Annotated in this window: 19 protein-coding genes; 13 read left to right on the top strand and 6 right to left on the bottom strand. The window is 70.4% G+C overall.

The window, feature by feature from the left end:
* The first annotated feature begins 10 nt into the window (after positions 1 to 10).
* Both SH922_RS01565 and SH922_RS01560 read left to right on the top strand, forming a co-directional pair.
* Positions 11 to 865, top strand: coding sequence for a LysR family transcriptional regulator (locus SH922_RS01565; RefSeq protein ID WP_393053685.1), 855 nt, complete (start codon positions 11 to 13; stop codon positions 863 to 865).
* Between the two features lie 5 nt (positions 866 to 870).
* The gene (locus SH922_RS01560) at positions 871 to 1,776 is read left to right on the top strand and encodes a serine hydrolase (protein WP_393063436.1); all 906 of its coding nucleotides are present in this window, start codon (positions 871 to 873) and stop codon (positions 1,774 to 1,776) included.
* A gap of 98 nt (positions 1,777 to 1,874) precedes the next feature.
* Here the strand turns inward: SH922_RS01560 and SH922_RS01555 are convergent, their stop codons facing one another.
* Positions 1,875 to 2,582 (bottom strand): DUF2470 domain-containing protein, encoded by a 708-nt coding sequence (locus SH922_RS01555; protein WP_393053682.1) that lies wholly within the window; start codon positions 2,580 to 2,582, stop codon positions 1,875 to 1,877.
* Between the two features lie 444 nt (positions 2,583 to 3,026).
* Here SH922_RS01555 and SH922_RS01550 point away from each other — a divergent pair, with 444 nt between their 5' ends.
* Together SH922_RS01550 and SH922_RS01545 are read left to right on the top strand one after the other, a co-directional pair.
* Positions 3,027 to 3,548 carry a hypothetical protein gene (locus SH922_RS01550; RefSeq protein WP_393053679.1) on the top strand — a complete coding sequence of 174 codons (522 nt, stop codon included), beginning with the start codon at positions 3,027 to 3,029 and terminating at the stop codon, positions 3,546 to 3,548.
* Positions 3,549 to 3,689: 141 nt separating this feature from the next.
* Entirely contained in the window at positions 3,690 to 4,376 is a 687-nt protein-coding gene (locus SH922_RS01545; protein WP_393063435.1) for a class F sortase, read from the top strand.
* Positions 4,377 to 4,419: 43 nt separating this feature from the next.
* Here the strand turns inward: SH922_RS01545 and SH922_RS01540 are convergent, their stop codons facing one another.
* The gene (locus tag SH922_RS01540) at positions 4,420 to 4,944 is read right to left on the bottom strand and encodes a DUF6193 family natural product biosynthesis protein (RefSeq protein WP_393053676.1); all 525 of its coding nucleotides are present in this window, start codon (positions 4,942 to 4,944) and stop codon (positions 4,420 to 4,422) included.
* A gap of 331 nt (positions 4,945 to 5,275) precedes the next feature.
* On the opposite strand from SH922_RS01540, the gene SH922_RS01535 reads away from it, so the two are divergent.
* The gene (locus SH922_RS01535) at positions 5,276 to 5,686 is read left to right on the top strand and encodes an SRPBCC family protein (protein ID WP_393053673.1); all 411 of its coding nucleotides are present in this window, start codon (positions 5,276 to 5,278) and stop codon (positions 5,684 to 5,686) included.
* A 188-nt stretch (positions 5,687 to 5,874) separates the two neighbouring features.
* Here the strand turns inward: SH922_RS01535 and SH922_RS01530 are convergent, their stop codons facing one another.
* Positions 5,875 to 6,255 (bottom strand): ArsR/SmtB family transcription factor, encoded by a 381-nt coding sequence (locus SH922_RS01530; RefSeq protein WP_393053670.1) that lies wholly within the window; start codon positions 6,253 to 6,255, stop codon positions 5,875 to 5,877.
* Positions 6,256 to 6,352: 97 nt separating this feature from the next.
* Here SH922_RS01530 and SH922_RS01525 point away from each other — a divergent pair, with 97 nt between their 5' ends.
* The 3 genes from SH922_RS01525 to SH922_RS01515 all read left to right on the top strand — a co-directional run bounded on the left by SH922_RS01525 (position 6,353) and on the right by SH922_RS01515 (position 8,245).
* Positions 6,353 to 7,618, top strand: coding sequence for an MFS transporter (locus tag SH922_RS01525; RefSeq protein WP_393053668.1), 1,266 nt, complete (start codon positions 6,353 to 6,355; stop codon positions 7,616 to 7,618).
* A gap of 104 nt (positions 7,619 to 7,722) precedes the next feature.
* Positions 7,723 to 8,007: a DUF6215 domain-containing protein gene (locus SH922_RS01520; RefSeq protein ID WP_393063434.1), complete on the top strand. Its 285-nt coding sequence runs from the start codon at positions 7,723 to 7,725 to the stop codon at positions 8,005 to 8,007.
* A gap of 94 nt (positions 8,008 to 8,101) precedes the next feature.
* Positions 8,102 to 8,245 carry a hypothetical protein gene (locus SH922_RS01515; protein ID WP_393053666.1) on the top strand — a complete coding sequence of 48 codons (144 nt, stop codon included), beginning with the start codon at positions 8,102 to 8,104 and terminating at the stop codon, positions 8,243 to 8,245.
* Between the two features lie 136 nt (positions 8,246 to 8,381).
* On the opposite strand, the gene SH922_RS01510 is transcribed toward SH922_RS01515, so the two are convergent.
* Positions 8,382 to 8,624 (bottom strand): hypothetical protein, encoded by a 243-nt coding sequence (locus SH922_RS01510; protein WP_393053663.1) that lies wholly within the window; start codon positions 8,622 to 8,624, stop codon positions 8,382 to 8,384.
* A 197-nt stretch (positions 8,625 to 8,821) separates the two neighbouring features.
* Here SH922_RS01510 and SH922_RS01505 point away from each other — a divergent pair, with 197 nt between their 5' ends.
* On the top strand, positions 8,822 to 9,556 hold the full coding sequence (locus SH922_RS01505) for a DUF4232 domain-containing protein (protein WP_393053661.1): 735 nt from the start codon (positions 8,822 to 8,824) through the stop codon (positions 9,554 to 9,556).
* A gap of 236 nt (positions 9,557 to 9,792) precedes the next feature.
* Positions 9,793 to 10,608, top strand: coding sequence for a phosphotransferase (locus SH922_RS01500; RefSeq protein ID WP_393053658.1), 816 nt, complete (start codon positions 9,793 to 9,795; stop codon positions 10,606 to 10,608).
* Between the two features lie 64 nt (positions 10,609 to 10,672).
* Here the strand turns inward: SH922_RS01500 and SH922_RS01495 are convergent, their stop codons facing one another.
* Positions 10,673 to 11,860 carry an MFS transporter gene (locus tag SH922_RS01495; RefSeq protein WP_393063433.1) on the bottom strand — a complete coding sequence of 396 codons (1,188 nt, stop codon included), beginning with the start codon at positions 11,858 to 11,860 and terminating at the stop codon, positions 10,673 to 10,675.
* Positions 11,861 to 12,099: 239 nt separating this feature from the next.
* Positions 12,100 to 13,317, bottom strand: a complete 1,218-nt coding sequence (locus tag SH922_RS01490) for a PucR family transcriptional regulator (RefSeq protein ID WP_393053655.1) — start codon at positions 13,315 to 13,317, stop codon at positions 12,100 to 12,102.
* A gap of 139 nt (positions 13,318 to 13,456) precedes the next feature.
* Here SH922_RS01490 and SH922_RS01485 point away from each other — a divergent pair, with 139 nt between their 5' ends.
* The 3 genes from SH922_RS01485 (at position 13,457) to SH922_RS01475 (ending at position 17,625) form a co-directional block, all read left to right on the top strand.
* Positions 13,457 to 14,986, top strand: coding sequence for a long-chain fatty acid--CoA ligase (locus SH922_RS01485; RefSeq protein WP_393053653.1), 1,530 nt, complete (start codon positions 13,457 to 13,459; stop codon positions 14,984 to 14,986).
* A gap of 251 nt (positions 14,987 to 15,237) precedes the next feature.
* Positions 15,238 to 16,107 carry an alpha/beta hydrolase family protein gene (locus SH922_RS01480; RefSeq protein ID WP_393053650.1) on the top strand — a complete coding sequence of 290 codons (870 nt, stop codon included), beginning with the start codon at positions 15,238 to 15,240 and terminating at the stop codon, positions 16,105 to 16,107.
* Positions 16,108 to 16,224: 117 nt separating this feature from the next.
* Positions 16,225 to 17,625 carry a carboxylesterase/lipase family protein gene (locus SH922_RS01475; protein WP_393053647.1) on the top strand — a complete coding sequence of 467 codons (1,401 nt, stop codon included), beginning with the start codon at positions 16,225 to 16,227 and terminating at the stop codon, positions 17,623 to 17,625.
* The last annotated feature ends 57 nt before the right edge of the window (positions 17,626 to 17,682 follow it).

The following is a 17,682-nucleotide window of genomic DNA, read 5'->3' as shown; positions in this document are numbered from 1 at the left end:
CGAACGGCACTTGGAAATCTTTGTCGCGCTGGCGGAGGAGGAACACTTCGGCACGGCTGCCCAGCGGGTGGGCATCACCCAGCCACCGCTCTCGCAAGGCCTGCGCAGGCTGGAGGCACTGCTCGGGGTTCGCCTGTTCGATCGCGAGCGCGGGGTGTTTCTCACCGAGGAGGGGGCCCTGCTGCTTCCGCACGCCCGCCGGGCACTGGCGGCGCTCGCGGAACTCCGGGAGACCGGCGCCCGCGAGCACGCGGACGGCCGTCGGCTGCGACTAGGGCTGACCCCCGAGGTGCCGGCGTCGCTCGCAGCCGATGTGGCAGCCGCGCCGGTCCGGGCCGGCGAGCGGACCAGGACCGGCATGGTGACGGCGTCAACGGCCGCGCTGCTCAGCGACGTCGAGACCGGGCGCCTCGACCTGGCGGTGATCCGGCATCCGTCGGTGCTGCACGGTCTGGCCGCAGGCCGCGTGATCCTTCTGCCGACCTGGGCCCTCGTCCCCGCAGGCCTCCAACAGGCTGGTGGCGCTGTGCCGTTGGGGCTCCCCGTCGCTGTGCGCCCGCGCGCCGAGGCGCCGGCGGCCCATGACCTGTTCATCGACACCCTGGCCGGCCGCGGCCGCCGGGTGGAGACCGTGGTCGTCGCCGATGAGCGCGCCGGCCTCGCCCTGGTTGCGTCAGGTCAGGCAGTGCTGGTCACGGCGGACGGCGCGTTGACGGCCTCCGGAGTCGTGCGCCGCGCGGCGACGGAGCCCCCGCTGCCCCTGCGGCTGCGAGTGGCGTGGAACCCGCGGCGTCCGGGTTCGAAGGAGACGGCGAGGACGGCGCAACTGCTGGAGGACGCACTGGCCCGGAAGGCGGCGCTGTGAAGGGGATGCGGCGAGGCGTCGGTGTGGAGCGCACCATCCGCGGCATGTTCGACGACGCGGGTGTCCGGGGCTGGCTCCACGTGGCGGGGCTGCACCGCCCTTCGGCCCAAGTGGTCATCGACCCCGACGAACAACTGCCGATGGGTTCGGTCTACAAGGTGCCGCTCATGGTCGCCTTCTGCCGGCTCGCGGATGCGGGGCTGATCGATCCGTGCCGTCGGCTGACCCTGGAACCCGCGGACCGCGTCCCCGGTCCGACCGGTGTTTCCATCCTCAGCGACCCCGTCACCATGTCACTGCGCGACCTGGTGACCCAGATGATGAGTATCTCCGACAACACTGCAGCCGCCGCCGTTCTCCGGGCAGTCGGCGCGGACGTGGTCGACGCCGTGTGCCGGGACCTGGACATGCCTGACACTCGCATCCACGGGGGAGTCGTCAGCACGCTCCGCCGGCTCGTCGCCGAAACGGGTGCCCGATCGCTGGACGCGGCGATGGCACGCGTGAACGACAACGACGTCGTCGTGCCGGTGGACGTGTACGACCCTGCGTTCAAGGCGTCCAGCACGGCGTCGGACATGGCCCGACTTCTGCGCGCGATCTGGACCGGCCGGGCCGCCTCCGAAGAGCGCTGCGCCTACATGCGCGAGGTCATGCGCAGCCAGCCGTGGACGCACCGGCTCGCCTCCGGCTTCCCCTACGACGACGTCACCGTCTACGGGAAGACCGGCAGCTTCGGTGCGTTGCGCCACGAGGCGGGTGTCGTCGAACTCGCGGACGGAAGCACCTATACGGCGGTGGTGTTCACCCAAGCCGCCCGGGCCGACAGCAAGTTGCCCCGTGCCGACGCTGTGATCGGGGCGGCGGCGCGGGCCGCTGTGGAGGAACTGCAGGGAACCCTGGACACCTGAGAGGGCTCCTTGTCGCGGCTGCGCCGAAGAAGCGTGGGTGAGGAGCCGTCGCCGGCCCGCCGCGGACACGGCGCGGCGCGGCGCGGCTTCGTGTGCCGTCAGGCGAACAGCCGGCTGGGATGGGAAGCGCGACGGGCGGCTGTGAGCAGGGCGTGGATCCGGTTGCCGGCCTGGTTCATCTCGGTCAGGGGCGTCGCGAACGGCAGCCGCACGTCGCGCCGGGTGCGGCGGTACTCCAGGCGCAGGGTGACGCCGTACCGGTCCAGGGCCACGGGCAGGGCGCGCAGCATGGTCCTGTCAGGCCTGGGGCGTACGAGGCGCAGCAGCAGCGGTACGAGTTCTGCGTGACTGTCCACGAGGTGGGTCAGCATGTCCGCCTCGTGTGTGGTGACCGGATCGGGGGTCGCCGCCAGGAGCGCGGGCAGTGTGACGAATGTGCGGCCTTCGCCGTCGTCGAGAACCGCCTGGCCGAACTCCATGCAGATGCTGTCCGTGGCATCCGCGTCGTAGCGGGCGGCCAGCAGCCCGGTCATCGTGACGCGGGCGCGCAGCCGGTCGCGTACGGGCGTGGGTGCGATGTCCGTGAACTCCAGCCGGACCGGGACGGGCGCGGCCGGATGCGCGGGGCCTGTCCCGGACGGTTCGTGGAGGTGGATGTGGCCCATGGCGCCCGTTCCGTCGAGGCGGTGGACCTCGATGGGGTCGAGGCCGTCACTCACCACCGTCATCGAATGGGCTGCGACGAGAATCGACCGCATGCGTTCGGCGGGAGTCGGCTGCGTGTTGCGGGCGCTGAAAGGGCGCATCCAAGGTCTCCTGAGGGGAGGGCGGCGAGATCCGATGGCGACTACTTAGGCAAGCCTAACCTAATCTACGGTTCGAGCGTGGTGGGGCATGGGCGGGGTGTGGTCCGAACGCGCCGCCGCCTGTCGGCCGCCAGAACCACCGGCGGGCAGGACTCTCGGCTCCGCCACCTCGAAGTCCCGTCGATGCAAAGGCGTTCCGGCGCCGCTCGCTTCGACAGGCTCGGCCGCCGGCGGGTGGCTGGGTTACGGAATGGACGTGCGGCCGCACGGGGTATGCCGCCGATCCGTGCGCGTCACGGCGGCGCTGCTCCATTCGGCGCCGCCCCGCCACGGTCGACTGGCGAGCCCCTTGGAGGGGACCTAGCGTCGCCCAAGTCGAGGGGCATTGCTCGCTTGTGTGTACAAAAGGTCCACAGCTGCTTCTCGAGAATCCGGAGAACCATCATGCGCGTGATACGTGCTGCTTCTGTTGCCCTGCTCGGTGCCGCCGCATTCGGAGTCGCTGCTCCGGCGGCCCTTGCCGACGACGGGAACCACAACATCACGTCGTTCGGCTTCACCGTCTCCCCGTCGACGGTGGCCCCCGGCGGCACCGTGACCCTCAACGCCACCGGGTGCGAGGTCCCGTCCGTGACCGTCACCTCGGGCGTGTTCGACACCGTCACCCTTGAGGCGGGGCGTTCGGCCACCGCGCGCGTCGATGACGACGCCAAGCCCGGTGCCGAGTACGAGGTCACCTTCGACTGCAAGGGGGAGAAGGGGACCACGCCGCTGACCATTCGTGAGGGCTCCGGCCACGACGACCACACGGGCTCGGTGATGCCGGGCAACGGCGTCCGGGCCGGCGCCGGTGGCAGCCTCTCCGGCATGAGCCCGGGAGAGATCGGTGCGGGAGCCGCACTCGTCGCGGGCGCGCTCGGATTCGGTGTCCACAAGATGCGCCGCCGTTCCGGCAGCGACGCCTGACCGCGAGAGCGCCGACGGACCGGGCCCTTTCGCGGGCCCGGTCCTGGCACCACAGGACCGAAATGCGGTGAAGACGTGCACAAAGCCGTGTGGCACGAGTGGATCGAGCCCGCCGAACCTCCGGAACGGGAACGTCGGGGCCTGTTCGGCCGCCGCGCCGCCGCCGATGGCCGGGACGGAAGGAAAAGGGCTGGGGCCCGCCGCGGCCCGGGCTGGGGCACGCTCGTCGTCGCCCTGCTGCTCGGTGTGTCCCTGATCCGGCAGGGCGTCGGAGGCGACGACGGCCCTCCGCAACCCGCGTCGGCCATGGGCGACCGGTCCGGCGCCTCGGGTGCCGGCACCTGGCCGAAGGAGCCACCCCCCGAACCCCTCACCCGCTCGCTGCCCGAACGGATCACGATCCCCTTCCTCGACGTCGCCGCCCCGGTCGGAAAGGTCGGTCTGGGCGCGGACGACTGGATCGACGCACCACCGCTGACGGACAACAACCTGGCCGCCTGGTACGACGGTTCCGTCACTCCCGGGGAACGTGGCACCTCCGTGCTCGTGGGCCATGTGGACAACAAGGCCGGCCCCGCCGTCTTCTACGGCCTCGGCGCACTGGAGAAGGGGCGCCGCATCGAGATCCGCCGCAGCGACGGCACCACCGCCGTCTTCTCCGTCTATGCCGTAGAGGTCGTCAGCAAGGCCGCGTTCCCGGCCGACCGCGTCTATGCGAACACCTCCGACCCGGAGCTGCGCGTGCTCACCTGCGGCGGCGGCTTCTCCCGGAAGACGGGCTACGACGGCAACGTCGTCGCGTACGCGCGCCTCACGGCCGTCCTCTGAGCGGGACAGCCGGGGTTCCAGGAGCCGTTGAGCCGCATGCGTGTCACGGGCTCTGAGGTCCCCGGCGAACATCGTCGGGGAGGCCGGCCAGGATCAGGGCGACGGCCTCCACCGCACCGTTCACCTCCTGCTGCCGCCCGTCCGCGTATGCGACCAGATAGCCTCCGCTCCTCATCGGCCTGACACGCGGCAGGTCGTGGCAGATGGGGGGTGCTGCACGGCGGCTGAAGGTGAGCCAGTACATGCTCCGCCCCGGCGAAAGAGTCCGAAGCAGCGGCTCCTCGTAGGCGGCCTCGACGAGCTGATGCAGCATGGTGTCCTGTCGGCGCGCGGTGGACTCACGCAGTTGGCGCCAGCGCGCCGGTACGGCTTCGCCGCGCTCATGCGCCTCGGCCAGCTCCCAGGTCCGCATGAAAGGCCATGCGGCCACGAGATCGCGAACGCCGGATGGGCGCAGCCAGGAGCTCATCGCACCGGCAACCTCGGACAGGTCGTCCGTGGAACCCGTAGCCATGTGCACTCCACCCGCCCAGCACTCGACGGAGAAGCTGCGGACCTCCAGTGCCATGAGGGAATTGGCCGAGCGGTCCCCGGCGGCCACCGTCGCCGCCGAGTGGCGCCAACCGGGCGCGGACGTCAACCCGACCGTGAGCCCGTGGCCCGCGCGGTCAGACTCGGCTTGCAGGGCGTTCTGCAGGGATCCCGACCGCACTACATCTGGAGAATGTGCCGCGAAGACGTGCAGGCGACCGTTCGGTGCTGTGTCTTGATGCTGCTCGGCCATGTGCCCGAGTGTTCCAGGCCGCGGCGGCGATATGACCGGCTCCGAGGGCCTCGCGCAATGGACTGTGTCCGTTTTCTTCAAGAGAATGACGGAAACAGTCGATATTCTCGCCGCCATGAACAGCACCGGAAGAGAATCGCGCCATATCGGCATCCGCATCGACCGCCCCGTCGAGGCCGTCTACGCCTACGCCTCGGATCCCGCCCATCTCCCGGCGTGGGCCAAGGGGCTGGGAGGGTCCATCGAGAAGATCGACGGTCAATGGGTCGCGGATTCGTCCCCCCTGGGGCGCGTCGTCGTTTCCTTCGCCCCTCACAACGAGCTGGGCGTGCTCGACCACGACGTCACGCTGCCCTCCGGGGAAACCGTCCACAACCCGGTTCGCGTCATCGCGGACGGCACGGGAAGCGAGGTGGTATTCACCCTGCGGCGGCAGCCGGGGATGAGTGACGCAGACTTCCGGCGGGACGCCGACATGGTCGCCGCCGACCTGGCGCGGCTCAAGGGGCTGACGGAGTCCGCCTGAAGGGCCATCGGCCTCGGGGGTGATCGAGCCGGCCCGGAGCTCGTTTCATGAGAGGGGCTCCGAAAGGTTGGGTTCGACGCACGCCCTGTGTTCCTGATCCGGAAGAAGGAGGCCGCCTGCGACTCCGGAGCCTCCGCCGGGGCCCAGCAGCGCCACTGACAGGAGAGCGGCCGGGTGGGGCCGCCTTGTCACGCCCGAGGGATCCAGGCTGTGACCAGGTCGAGCAGCCCGGGGAAGCGCGTGTTGAGGTCGTCGACGCGCACGTGACTTCGGCGCTCGAGCCCGTACTGGCGCTGGCGCGTGATTCCCGCCTCCCGCAGCGCCTTGAAGTGGTGTGTGAGAGAGGACTTGGGCCGGTCGAAGCCGAACCAGCCGCAGGGGTGATCGAACTGTTCCGACTCCAGCAGGAGCTTCTGGACGATCGTCAGCCTCAAGGGGTCGCTGAGCGCGGCGAGAACCGTCTCCAGGCGAAGGTCCTCGACCGCCGGCTCCGGCAGCGGATCAGGCAGGCCGGGCGGCTCCGGGAACACCTTGTCGGCGGCGGGCGCGGTGCGCGCTGTCGGAGGCACGGTCACTCCTCATGGCTCGATTCCTATGTACGACTCCGATCGTACTGCATGCTAAGTTCGACTTAATTCGTACTGCAGGATGTCGGGAGGAACAGCCATGCCCAGAACCCGGACCGCATCAGTCGGTGCCGTCGGCCGCCCAGGGCGGCAAGGCGTCCCCGAGCAGGCCGATGGGCGGAGTGCCGCTCCGCTGTGGTGGGTATGGCTCGCCGCGTGGCCGGTCACGGCCGTCTTCGTTCTCTCGAACGCCGCAACCCCGTTGTACGTGTTGTGGCAGCGGGACCTCGGTTTCTCCAAAGGCACCCTGACCATCGTGTTCGCGTTCTACATCGTCGGTCTCATCGGCTCACTCCTCGTCTCCGGTGTGGTCTCCGACCGGATCGGGCGCAAGCCGGTCCTGCTGCCGGCCCTGGCGCTTGCCCTGGTCGCATGTCTGATCTTCGCGACTGCCGCCGGTGTAGCCGCCCTGATCGTGGCCCGGCTGCTCACCGGCGTCGCTGTTGGTGCCGTGGTCTCGGCCGGTATGGCTGCGGTGACCGACGTGGCCGGTCCCGAGCGCAATCGGACCGCCGCCCTGCTCGCCTCGTGTGCGATGGTCTTCGGCGCCGGTCTCGGCCCGTTCCTGGCCGGGGTCCTCTCCGAGACCCTGCCCGCGCCGACCGTCACCGTCTTCGTCGTCGAGGCCGCGCTGCTCGTCACCGCGGTGCTTGTGGTGCTGCGCATGCCGGTCCGGCGTCCCACATCGCCCGCGAAGGGTCCCTGGGTGCGCGTGCCCGCCGTGCCGCGAGGCAGCGGCCGTCAACTCGGCCGGGGTGTCGCCGTGTTCGCGCCCGGGCTCACCGCCACCTCCTTCGTGCTTTCGCTCGGTCCCTCGCTCCTCTCGGGGCTGCTGGGCACCACCAGCCGGATCGTCGCCGGCGGCATGGCGTTCGCCATGTTCCTCACTGCCACCGGGGTGCAGTTCGCCGTCCGGCATCTGCGCCGGCACGCCATCCTCGCGGCCGGTGCGACCAGCACCGCGGCGAGCATGGTCATACTGATCATCGCGGTGCACGCGTCGTCGGCGCCGATCCTCGTCATCTCGGCGCTGCTCGCCGGGGCCGGTCAGGGCATGGGGCAGCTCGGTGGCCTGTCGCTGCTCAATGCCGCTGTGCCACCCCAGCGCCTCGCTGAGGCCAACGCCGCCCTCAATGTGGGGGGTTACGTCCTTGCGGGTGTCCTGCCCGTGTCCGCCGGCTACCTCAGCGACGTCATGGGCCTGACCGGCGGTGCCACAGTGTTCGGCGTGGTCCTCATGAGCCTCGCGGTCATCGGAGGGCTGGTGGTTCCGGCCGGCCGGGGCAAGGCGGCGGAACCGGCCTGAGGGCCCCGACGGGACCTGAGCCGCGATGCGTCGGATCCCGCCTGGAACGCTGAGGATGCGTGCCTTGACCCCGGGAGCACAGGGGCGGTCGCGGCCGACCACAACTGCCTTGTCCGCATGCCTCCGGGGCCCGGCTGTGCGAGGCGCTGAACCGTTCCGACCTTGCTGAACTGCTGGGCACACCGGGCGAGATCGCGAAGTCCGCGAGCGGCAGGGACGGTTCCGTCATGCTTGCCGGCGGCAAGGAGACCGCCACCCCCTCGGCCCGCGTCGAGTTCGGGACGTACACCGTGACACTGACGCCACCTACGACCGTATGCCGATGGCGGCGTACGCCACGCTGCTGCGCGAGGCCGCGCAGCAGCAGAACGTTCCGGGCCGGCCGGTAGTCCTCCACTCGGACCGGACCATCAGCATCGGTTTCCGTCTCGACGGGGGGCGACACCAGGAGCGGTCCCCGGTGTCCAGGCCCGCGCACTCGCCGTGGCCCGGGACGCGAAGGACAGCGGCGGCTCCTTCGAACCGGTGCTGTGGCGCGAGGACGGAAGGGTGCCGGACGACGCGGCGGTGCTCCGCGTCGCCGAGACGATCCTGCCGACGGTTCCGGGGTGGGCTGCCGGGAGGTGACCGGTCCAGGGCCCGTCGGCCCTGTTCTCGTTTGGCTGCCGTCAGGTGGCGTGCAGTGCTGTGTGACTGACGCGGTCCGCGCTTCCCTGGGCTGGCCTGCCTCGTTGAGCTGAGCCGGCGACGGGGAAGGGGGCCGTCAGGCTCGTGCGTCCGACCATGGTTCGGGCAGGAGCGGCACGATGTCGTACTGCGGGCACGGCGTCGTGATGCACTGCTTGGGGGCGGGGACACAGCCGTACCCGGTGGGTACGGCGACGGACGCGCAGGGGTCCGCCCGCGACGGGGCGGAGCCGTCCGCGGCGTGCGCCGGGCCGGCCAGGGCGGGAGACAGGGCGGTCAACGCGACTGCCGCAGCAGTGCGCATCAGGTTCTTGATCACGAACGTCAGGCATAGCTGCCGTGTCGCCCGGGCGGCAGTCCCTGGCAGCCCAAGTCACCCGCCTGGGCCGACGAATTCCCCACAGAAGGGGACACCTTGCCGACAGCTGCTCTCTCTGCTTGTTGCTTTGCTCCGTCTGTCGTGCCGGTGTGCGACGGGACAGGTTCAAACGGCGCAGAATCGAGCAGGTGAGAGGGATGAGTTCACTCTCGCGTACCACTCCACCACCGTCCGAGCGATTGCGCCGGCCGCGGAGCGGGAGGACAGCCCGGAGGGCTCGCATGCTCCGTCGGCATGTCCTTGTCCCGGTCGCGATCGCGTCGTTCACCCTTGTCGCAGCCGGCTGCGGCGGTACCCCGGCCTCAGCTGGACCGCCCGGGGCGACGGGCTCCGCGCCCGGTGGTTCCGCACAGGGTGCCGACCGCCCTTCCGACGGGACCTCCTCCGCCCCTGCCTCGGCAACCGTCGCCCCTGAAGAATCCACTGCCAAGGATCCGTCCACCGGCAGTGCCACCGCCGGGGCCGGTCCGGCTGCCCGGCGCTGTACGGCCGACGGCCTGACCATGAGTTTGGGCCGTGCCGACGCGGGTGCGGGGCAGATCTACTACCGGCTCACGTTCGCGAACAAGTCCACAACCGCGTGTACGCTGCGTGGCTTTCCCGGTGTCTCACTGATCAGGCGGGACGGCAGTGCGATCGGCGTGCCGGCCCAGCGCGAGGGCGCCATGCGGGAGCGGACGTTGATCGGTCCCGGAAAGACCGCAGAGGTGACCCTGCACACCCTGAACCAGGGCATCACGGACTCCGGCTGCTGGAGCCGGCCCGACTACCTGCGGGTCTACCCGCCCGGCTCCAAGGAGGCCATGACCCTGCGGGCCTCCCAGCTCCACATCTGCGGCGACCGCTTCACGACCACGGCAGTGGACCGCTGACACGGCGTACGAGGCACCTCGGCCCGGCTCCAGGTCCCGGTCAAGGGACCCGGGCCGGTGGCCTCGACGGCGGGGTGGTCGGTCCGCCTCTGTCGCCGGGAAGCCGCGGCCACACCTGCGACATGATCAGACGAAGGCCGCCTCGACGTCCCGCAATTGCCCAGGTGAGCGACCGAGTTCGAAGCCCCGTTTCGAGACCGTCCCCACACGCCCGACCTGCCGGTAGCGTGATCGACATGACAGCTGAGGGCGATGAGACAGAGGGCGAAGCACTGGCCGGCGGCATGGTGAACGCGGGCGCGGTGTTCCGCCGCGGTGCCCTGGTGGAACGCCCGGCGCCGCGCACCGCACGCGCCCTCCACAGACACCTCCTCGCGCTCGGGGAGCACGGCTTCGACGCCGCTCCGACGCCCGTACGTCTCACAGCCGATGGCCGTGAGCAGCTGACTTTCATCCCTGGCGACGTCGCCCTGCCGCCGTTTCCGCGCTGGGTGATGACGGAGACAGCGCTGAGATCGGTGGGAAGCCTGCTGCGGCGCCTGCACGACGCCAGTGAGTCCATCGCGGTCGACACATGCGTCGAATGGCCCCGGGACCTGGCCGATCCGGAGGGGGGAACGATGCTGTGTCACAACGATGTGTGCCCGGACAACGTCGTTTTCCGCGACGGCCGTGCCGCGGCCGTGATCGATTTCGACCTGGCGGCACCCGGCCGACCACTGTGGGATGTCGCCATGACCGCCCGCTACTGGGTTCCCATGCTCGATCCCGTGTCCGCGGCAGCTCTCTATCCCGAAGGGCTGGATGTTCCGACCCGACTGCGGATCCTCGCCGAGAGCTACGGCCTCTCCGCTCAGGAATGCGCTGAACTGCCCCGCGTCATCGAACAGGCCACCGCATCCAGCCGGGCCTTCGTCGCCGACCGGGTGGCCGACGGTGACCCCGTCTACACCCAGGTGCTGTCCGAGCGCGGTGGGTGGCAGCGCTGGGACCGCATGCAGGGATGGCTGGTTGCTCACCATGAGACGTTCACCGCTGCCCTGCTGGACTGATGGGCCAGCGGCTGAGGAACAAGCGCAGGGAGTACTCGGCCTTCGGCCGCGGCTCGGGTACACCTCACGACGAACGAGCCCGTCTTCCATGTGCCGCCGGTGCTGGATCGGCGTCTTCTCGCTGACACCGGCGGACCGCGTGCTGTCCGGGGGGCAGCAGCCGTCCGACGAGCAGCACCGTGCACGCGCCGACGGTCAGCAGCCCGCCGGCGAGGAAGGTTCCGCGCACGCCGGCGAGCGGCAGGATCAGCCCCCCGAGTGCCGCGCCGGCCGCGATCCCGGCGTTGTAGCAACCGGAGTTGCCCGCGAGCGCCATATCCGTACGGCCCGGTGCACTGAGCAGCATCGCGTTCTGGGTGGTCATGAACACCGGACCGAGCGCACCGCCCATCAGCATCAGGAACACCACTGCCGCCACCGGGTCGGTTCCGGCCGCGTACAGGCCGGACATGCCCACCGCCTGCGTGGTCACGGCCGCGGTCAGCGCGGAGTCCGGAAAGCGGTCCAGCAACGCCCCGGTGATGCTCACCCCGGCCAGACACGCCGTCCCGAAGGCCACGAACAGGGCGCTGACCGTGTCTGGCGGGAACCCGCTCACGTCGCCCAGGAACTTCACGATGTACGTGAATCCGGCGAACGCCCCGGTGGCGGCCAGGGTCCCGGCCGCCAGCACGATCCCGAACCGGCGGGCATCGGGCCTGACCCCGTAGGCGGCGTGCTCCTCCTCCGGACGGGAGGTCGGCAGCAGAGCGGCGATCGTCACCAGGGAGACGAGCCCCAGCGCCGCCAGCACGGCGACCGGAACCGGCCAGCCGCTCTGCCGGCCCAGCCAGGTCCCGGCGGGAACACCGAGCACGAGGGCGAGCGAACCGGCGACGGACAGCGCCCCGACCACCCGGCCACGGACCCCGGGCGCGAACAGGCCCACCGCGACCGGCCCCATCACGGCCCAGAACAGCGCCTGGGCGAGCGCGGTCAGCAGCCGGGCCACGAGGAGCGGGCCGTAGGAGGTCGCCAGCGCCGCTGCCAGACTGGACACGACCAGGGCGGTCAGCAACCCCGTGAGCACATGGCGCCGGGGCACAGCCCGCATGAAGTGGGCGAGCGGCAGAGATGCCACCGCCACCGTCACGCCGTAGCCGGTGACGAGGAGACCGACCGCTGACACCGGCACCCGCAGACTTCCGGAGATGATCTCCAGAAGACCGATCGGCAGGTTCTCCGCCGTGTTGAAGGTGAAGGCAGCCAGCATCAGGGCCACGAGCACCGCCACTCTGCGCCATGGAGCCGCGCGCGGTGTACCCGTACGGTCGCTCCCCGTCCTCGCCCGATGCACCTGCTCCGCGCCACCGCCCATGGAATGACCTCACCTGGCTCGACGGCCCCGCCGCAACCGAATTCATCCGCCCTGCGGCGGACACATGCGGTAGCGGGGCGCGTCCCGCCGCACGCCGCATGAGCGCCCTGACGCCGGCGGAGCGGGCGGGCGGGTCAGTGCGTGCGGAGCTTGAGAGCTCGCACTCCGGCGTAGAGGGCGGCGACGTCGGACGGGCGGAGCAGGGAGCGCCCGGTGAGGCGGGAGACGCGGTCGAGCCGGTTGCGGACGGTGTTGCGGTGGCAGTACAGGGTCTCCGCGATTTCGGTGGTGGAGCCGGTATCGGAGTCCAGCCATGCCGTGAGCGTCTCCATGAGGTCCTTGCGGTCCGGAGCGGCCAGGACCGGGTCGAGCAGGGCGATGCCCAGCCGCAACGCCAGGTCGTGCCCGGCCGCGACCAGGGCCGCGGCCGGGTCGTGATCGAGCGTGACCGCCCGGTGCGTCCCGGCAGGCAGCGAGGCCCGGGCCAGCGTGGCGAGGCGAAGCGCGTCGGCGCTCTCCCGCAGCCGCGGGTACACAGGGCTCAGACCCGCGCGCCCGGTGACCGCGGCGCCGACAGCCTCCAGGACGAGCGCAGCTTGCGGAACACGTGCGGAACCGGAGGTGAGTGCGGGGTCGGGCAGCGCGACGATGCCCGCCAGGCCGTCGGGACGGGGTCGCCAGGCGGAGCGCAGTCCACTGCGCAGCAGGGCCTGTTCCATCGCGGTGACGTCGCTGTGCTCGGCGACCACGCAGATGTACGGACCCTGCTCGGGCAGACCGAGGGAGGCGGCGGTGCCCCCGAGCCTCGCCCAGTCGGCCGTCTTGCCGGTGAGGAGCGCGTCGAGCAGCAACAGCCGCTGCAGCTCGTCGGCCCGTGCCAGACCCACGAGGGTCTCCCGGTAGACATCGTTGACCGTCTGCGATGCGGCATCCAACAGGGACCAGATCGACATCGACGCCTGGGCGATGTCGTCCATCGTCGTGCCGGGCTGCTCCGAGGCGCGCTCGATGAGGGCGTGGGCCAACAAGCGGTAGCCGATGCGGAAGGCATGCAGGACCGCGTCGAGAGGAACGCCCTGCGTGGCCCGACGGCGTACACACTGCCGGGTGGAGTCAGTGCGCACCGGCCGGTGGTCGGCCATGCACGTCAGCTGCTCGTGCAGGTTGCGTCCGTTGAAGTCGCGTACGTCGGCCTGGACCTCCTCGCTCAACAGTGCGTAGGGGGCGATCTCGGCGGTGATCGCACGGAACAGATCGTCAGCGAGGGCATCGACCCCCTCCAACAGCTCCGCCGCACACACGGACAACAGCGGAGGAACGATCAGACCGCCATCGGCGTGCTGCTCTGACATGCCGGTCAGCATACGGTTCACCCCCTGGACCGCAATTGTGCAGTCGCACAAGGTGGCTGCCGGATCCGAGGTCGGCCGCCCACCGTGAACGGAGCGTGTTGTGCCTCAGCATTTCCTCACGAGCCGCTGAGGAGAACTGATGCTGAACCTGTCGTCCCTGCTGGAACACAGCGCCCAGGAGCACCCCGAGCGAACCGCGCTGGTCCTCGGTGACACCCGCCTGACCTACGCCGAGTTGCTCTCACGGTCCCAGGACATCGCCGACGCACTGAGGCACCGCGGTGTGGGCAAGGGCGACAAGGTGGCGCTGTCCTGTCCGAACGTGCCGGACTTCCCGGCCGCCTACTTCGGCATACTCCGGGTCGGAGCGGTCGTGGTGCCTCTCAACGTGCTGCTGCGTCCGCAGGAGGTCGCGTACCACCTCTCCGACTCCCGCGCCAAAGCTCTGCTCTGCTTCGAGGGCACACCTCAGCTGCCCCTGGCCGAGGTGGCGAAGGCAGGCTTCGACCAGGCGCCCGCCTGCGAGCACTTCCTTCTGCTGCACCGGATCGAGCACACGAGTTCCGGGAGTGCCGGGCCCGCTGAGGTGGTGGCCACCGCGGCGGAGGACACCGCGGTGATCCTTTACACGAGCGGCACGACGGGGCGGCCCAAGGGAGCCGAACTCACCCACCGCAACATGGCGATGAACGCCATGGTCGCCGACCGGCTGTTCACGGCAGCGGAGGACGAGGTGATGCTGGCCTCGCTCCCGCTGTTCCACGCCTTCGGCCAGAGCGCGGTGATGAACATGGGCCTGCTCCGAGGCGCCACCCTCGTCCTGCAGCCCCGTTTCGACGCGGCGGAGGCCCTCCGGCTGATGCACCGTGAAGGCGTCACGTTCTTCGCGGGGGTCCCGACGATGTACTGGGCCCTGCTCGGCGCGCTCGGCGACCTCGACGAACAGGCACCGCCCGCGCACCTGCGCACCGCGGTCTCCGGGGGAGCCGCTCTGCCCGTCGAAGTGCTGCGGCAGTTCGGGAAGGCCTTCGGCGTGGGTGTTCAGGAAGGCTACGGTCTGTCGGAGACCTCGCCCGTCGCCTGCTTCAACCCGCCCGGACTGCCGCCGCGGCCCGGCTCCATCGGCCGGCCCGTGTGGGGCGTGCAGATGAAGCTCGTCGACGACTCCTGGCAGGCCGTCCCGGGTGACGGCCGGGGCGAGATCGCGATCCGCGGCCACAACGTCATGAAGGGCTACTACCGTCGGCCCGAGGACACGGCCGCGGTGATACGTGACGGCTGGTTCCGTACCGGAGACATCGCCCGGCGCGACGCGGACGGCTATTACTACATCGTGGACCGGGTCAAGGACCTGATCATCCGCGGCGGCTTCAACGTCTACCCGCGCGAGATCGAAGAGGTCCTGATCACGCATCCGTCCGTGAGCATGGCCGCCGTGGTGGGAGTACCCCACGCCACGCACGGTGAAGACGTCAAGGCGTTCGTCATCCGCGTGCCCGGCGCGCCGCTGAGCGAGGAGGAACTGATCGCCTGGTGTCGTGAACGCATGGCGGCCTACAAGTACCCCCGCAGCGTGGAGTTCCGCGACAGCCTGCCCCTGACGTCCACCGGCAAGATCCTCAAGCGTGAACTGACCGCGGAGGCCGGTGGGGGAGCCCGGCCCGCCTGACCGCCCGCCGAGGCACGCGACAACCGCCCGCGAGGCCAGCCGGCGTCCGGTCTCCGCCGGAATCGGCGACGGCCGGACAAGGCGCGGCTCCACCGCCCAGCCCGCGTCCGTCGGCAGGTTGCACAAACTCCGCCGTCGGTGATTGCCGCGATTGCGCAGAGACGACCGCCGATCGCTCCCACAGGATGTGCCATCAGGCACCGATGTGATCCGGATGAATCATTCAGCTCGCCCTGACGTCAGGAGTCGCCGTGTTGTGGAGAAGGAAACTGCTCGTCCCGTTGGCCGCACTCACCCTCGTTCTGTCCGCGTCGGCCGGCGCGGGCGCAGCGCCGCCGCCCGCCCCCACCAGCGCCCCCACGGTGTCGGCCGCCGGCGACTTCGGCGCCCCCGGGCCCTACGCCACCGCTGTGGAAGTCGGCGCGATCACCACCCTGTACTACCCGCGTGACATCGCGAGCAGCGACCGCCGCCACCCCGTGATCGTGTGGGGCAACGGCACGTTCGCCTTCCCCGTCGTCTACCGGGACCTGCTGCTGCACTGGGCCAGCCAGGGCTTCATCGTCGCCGCGGCGAACACCCCGCAGTCCAACCTCGGCATCTCCATGCGAGCGGGCATCGACATGCTCACCCGCAGGAACGCCGACCCGGACAGCATCTTCCGCAACCACGTCGACCTGGAGCACATCGGCGCATCGGGTCACTCGCAGGGGGGCGCTGCCGCCATCGTCGTCGGCGCGGACCCCCGCATCGACACCATCCTGCCGATCCAGCCCGGCCCCCTCGCCAACATCAACTCCGTGCACGTCCCCGCACTCCTGCTGGCCGGTGAGAAGGACAGCATCGTCTTTCCCTTCCTGGTCAAGGCCTTCTACGACGCCGCCGACCACATCCCCGCCCTGTACGGCGAGGTGCGCGGGGCCGACCACTTCACGGTCGTGGGCGACGCCGGCCCGTTCGCCGCGCCGACCACCGCGTGGTTCCGTGCACAGCTCATGGGTGACCAGACGGCCCGTGCCCAGTTCTTCGGCCCCGCGTGCGGCATCTGCACCGACACCACCACCTGGTCCGACGTCCGCCGCAACGACCTGGCCCTGAGCATCCCGGCCGGCACCCCGTAACCGGCATCCACCGCATGAAGGCACCACGATTCCCGTGATGCCCGAGTTCTCTCGTATCCGTCTCCCCTGCGCGCTCCCGCGGCGGGGGAGGCGGTCACATCTCGTGAAAGGACCGACATGGACGCCATCGCGACCACGTGCCAAGGCAAGGTCCGGGGCCGCGTCCGGGAAGGAATCGCCACCTTCCTGGGAATCCCCTACGCCGCCGCACCGTTCGGCGCCCACCGCTTTCGCGCCCCTGCGCCCGTCGAGCCCTGGGAAGGACTGCGCGATGCGGTGGACTACGGGCCGACCGCGCCGCAGCGCCCCTATCGGCCGCCTCTCGACGAGCTGATTCCCGACGTGGACATCCCCGGGGAGGAATGCCTGAACCTCAACATCTGGGCCCCGGAAGCCGGTGGAGGACCGCTGCCTGTGATGGTGTGGATCCATGGAGGATCCCTGCGCAACGGCTCGGGTGCCGTGCCGTTGTACGACGGCCGGGCCTTCGCACGCGACGGCGTGGTCCTGGTCACCGTCAACTACCGGCTCGGTGTCGAGGGATTCGGAGTGTTCCCCGACGCACCCGACAACCGGGGCCTGCTGGACCAGATCGCGGCCCTGGCCTGGGTGCGGGAGAACATCGCGGCCTTCGGCGGCGACCCGGACAACGTCACGGTGTGCGGAGAGTCCGCCGGGGCCATCAGCATCGCCGCCCTGATGACCAGCCCTCGCGCGGCCGGCCTGTTCCACCGGGCGATCCTGCAGAGCGGGCCTCCGCAGACGGTGCCGCGCAGCCGGGGCGCGAAGACCGTACAGGCCATGGCGAAGGCGCTGCGGGTGCCCGCAACGGCGGCGGCGTTCGCGGCGGTGGACCGCGCGGTGCTGCTGGACGTGCAGAACGAGGTCATCGGCAAAGCCGATCCGATCAGTGGCGGTCCCGGTTTCCACCTCGTGGTCGACGACGACGTGGTTCCGGCAGAACCTTCGCTGCCCACGGTCGACCTGCTGATGGGCGCCAACCGGGAGGAGTACCGGTTGTGGTTCGTGCCAAGCGGGGCGGTGGACCGCGTCAGCGGATTGTCGTTGCGACTGGCCCTGCTGAAGTTCCGGATCCCAGGACGTGTCGCCCGGCTGTACAAGGCGGCCAGACCGGGCGCGAAGCCCGGGGTGATCCTCGGCGAGATGGCCACTGACCTGTTGCTGCGAGGGCCGCTCAACCGTCTTGCCGACTCGCGGCCGGCACGGACGTTTCTGTACGAGTTCGCCTGGCGCTCGCCCACCCTGGGACTGGGCGCGTGTCATGCACTGGAGATCGGTTTCGTCTTCGACAACCTTCGCCACGGTGAAGGGCTCACCGGACCGGATGCGCCCCAGCCGCTTGCCGACATGATGCACCGGGCCTGGGTCGCCTTCGCTTCCTCCGGAGACCCGGGCTGGTCCGCCTGGGACGCGCGCCGGCCGGTCATGGTCTTCGACCACCCCGACACGGGTGTGGTCCTCGCGCCACGCCAGGAGGAACTGCAGGCCTGGCTCTAGCCACCCGGATCGCCGACAACCGCCCCGGCCCATCGCGGCCCGAGGGGAACCGTATCC

The organism is Streptomyces sp. LN549 (assembly GCF_043203805.1).
Lineage (GTDB): Bacteria > Actinomycetota > Actinomycetes > Streptomycetales > Streptomycetaceae > Streptomyces.
Note: the sequence above shows the minus strand (reverse complement) of the source record. Positions and strands in the feature narration are given on the sequence as shown.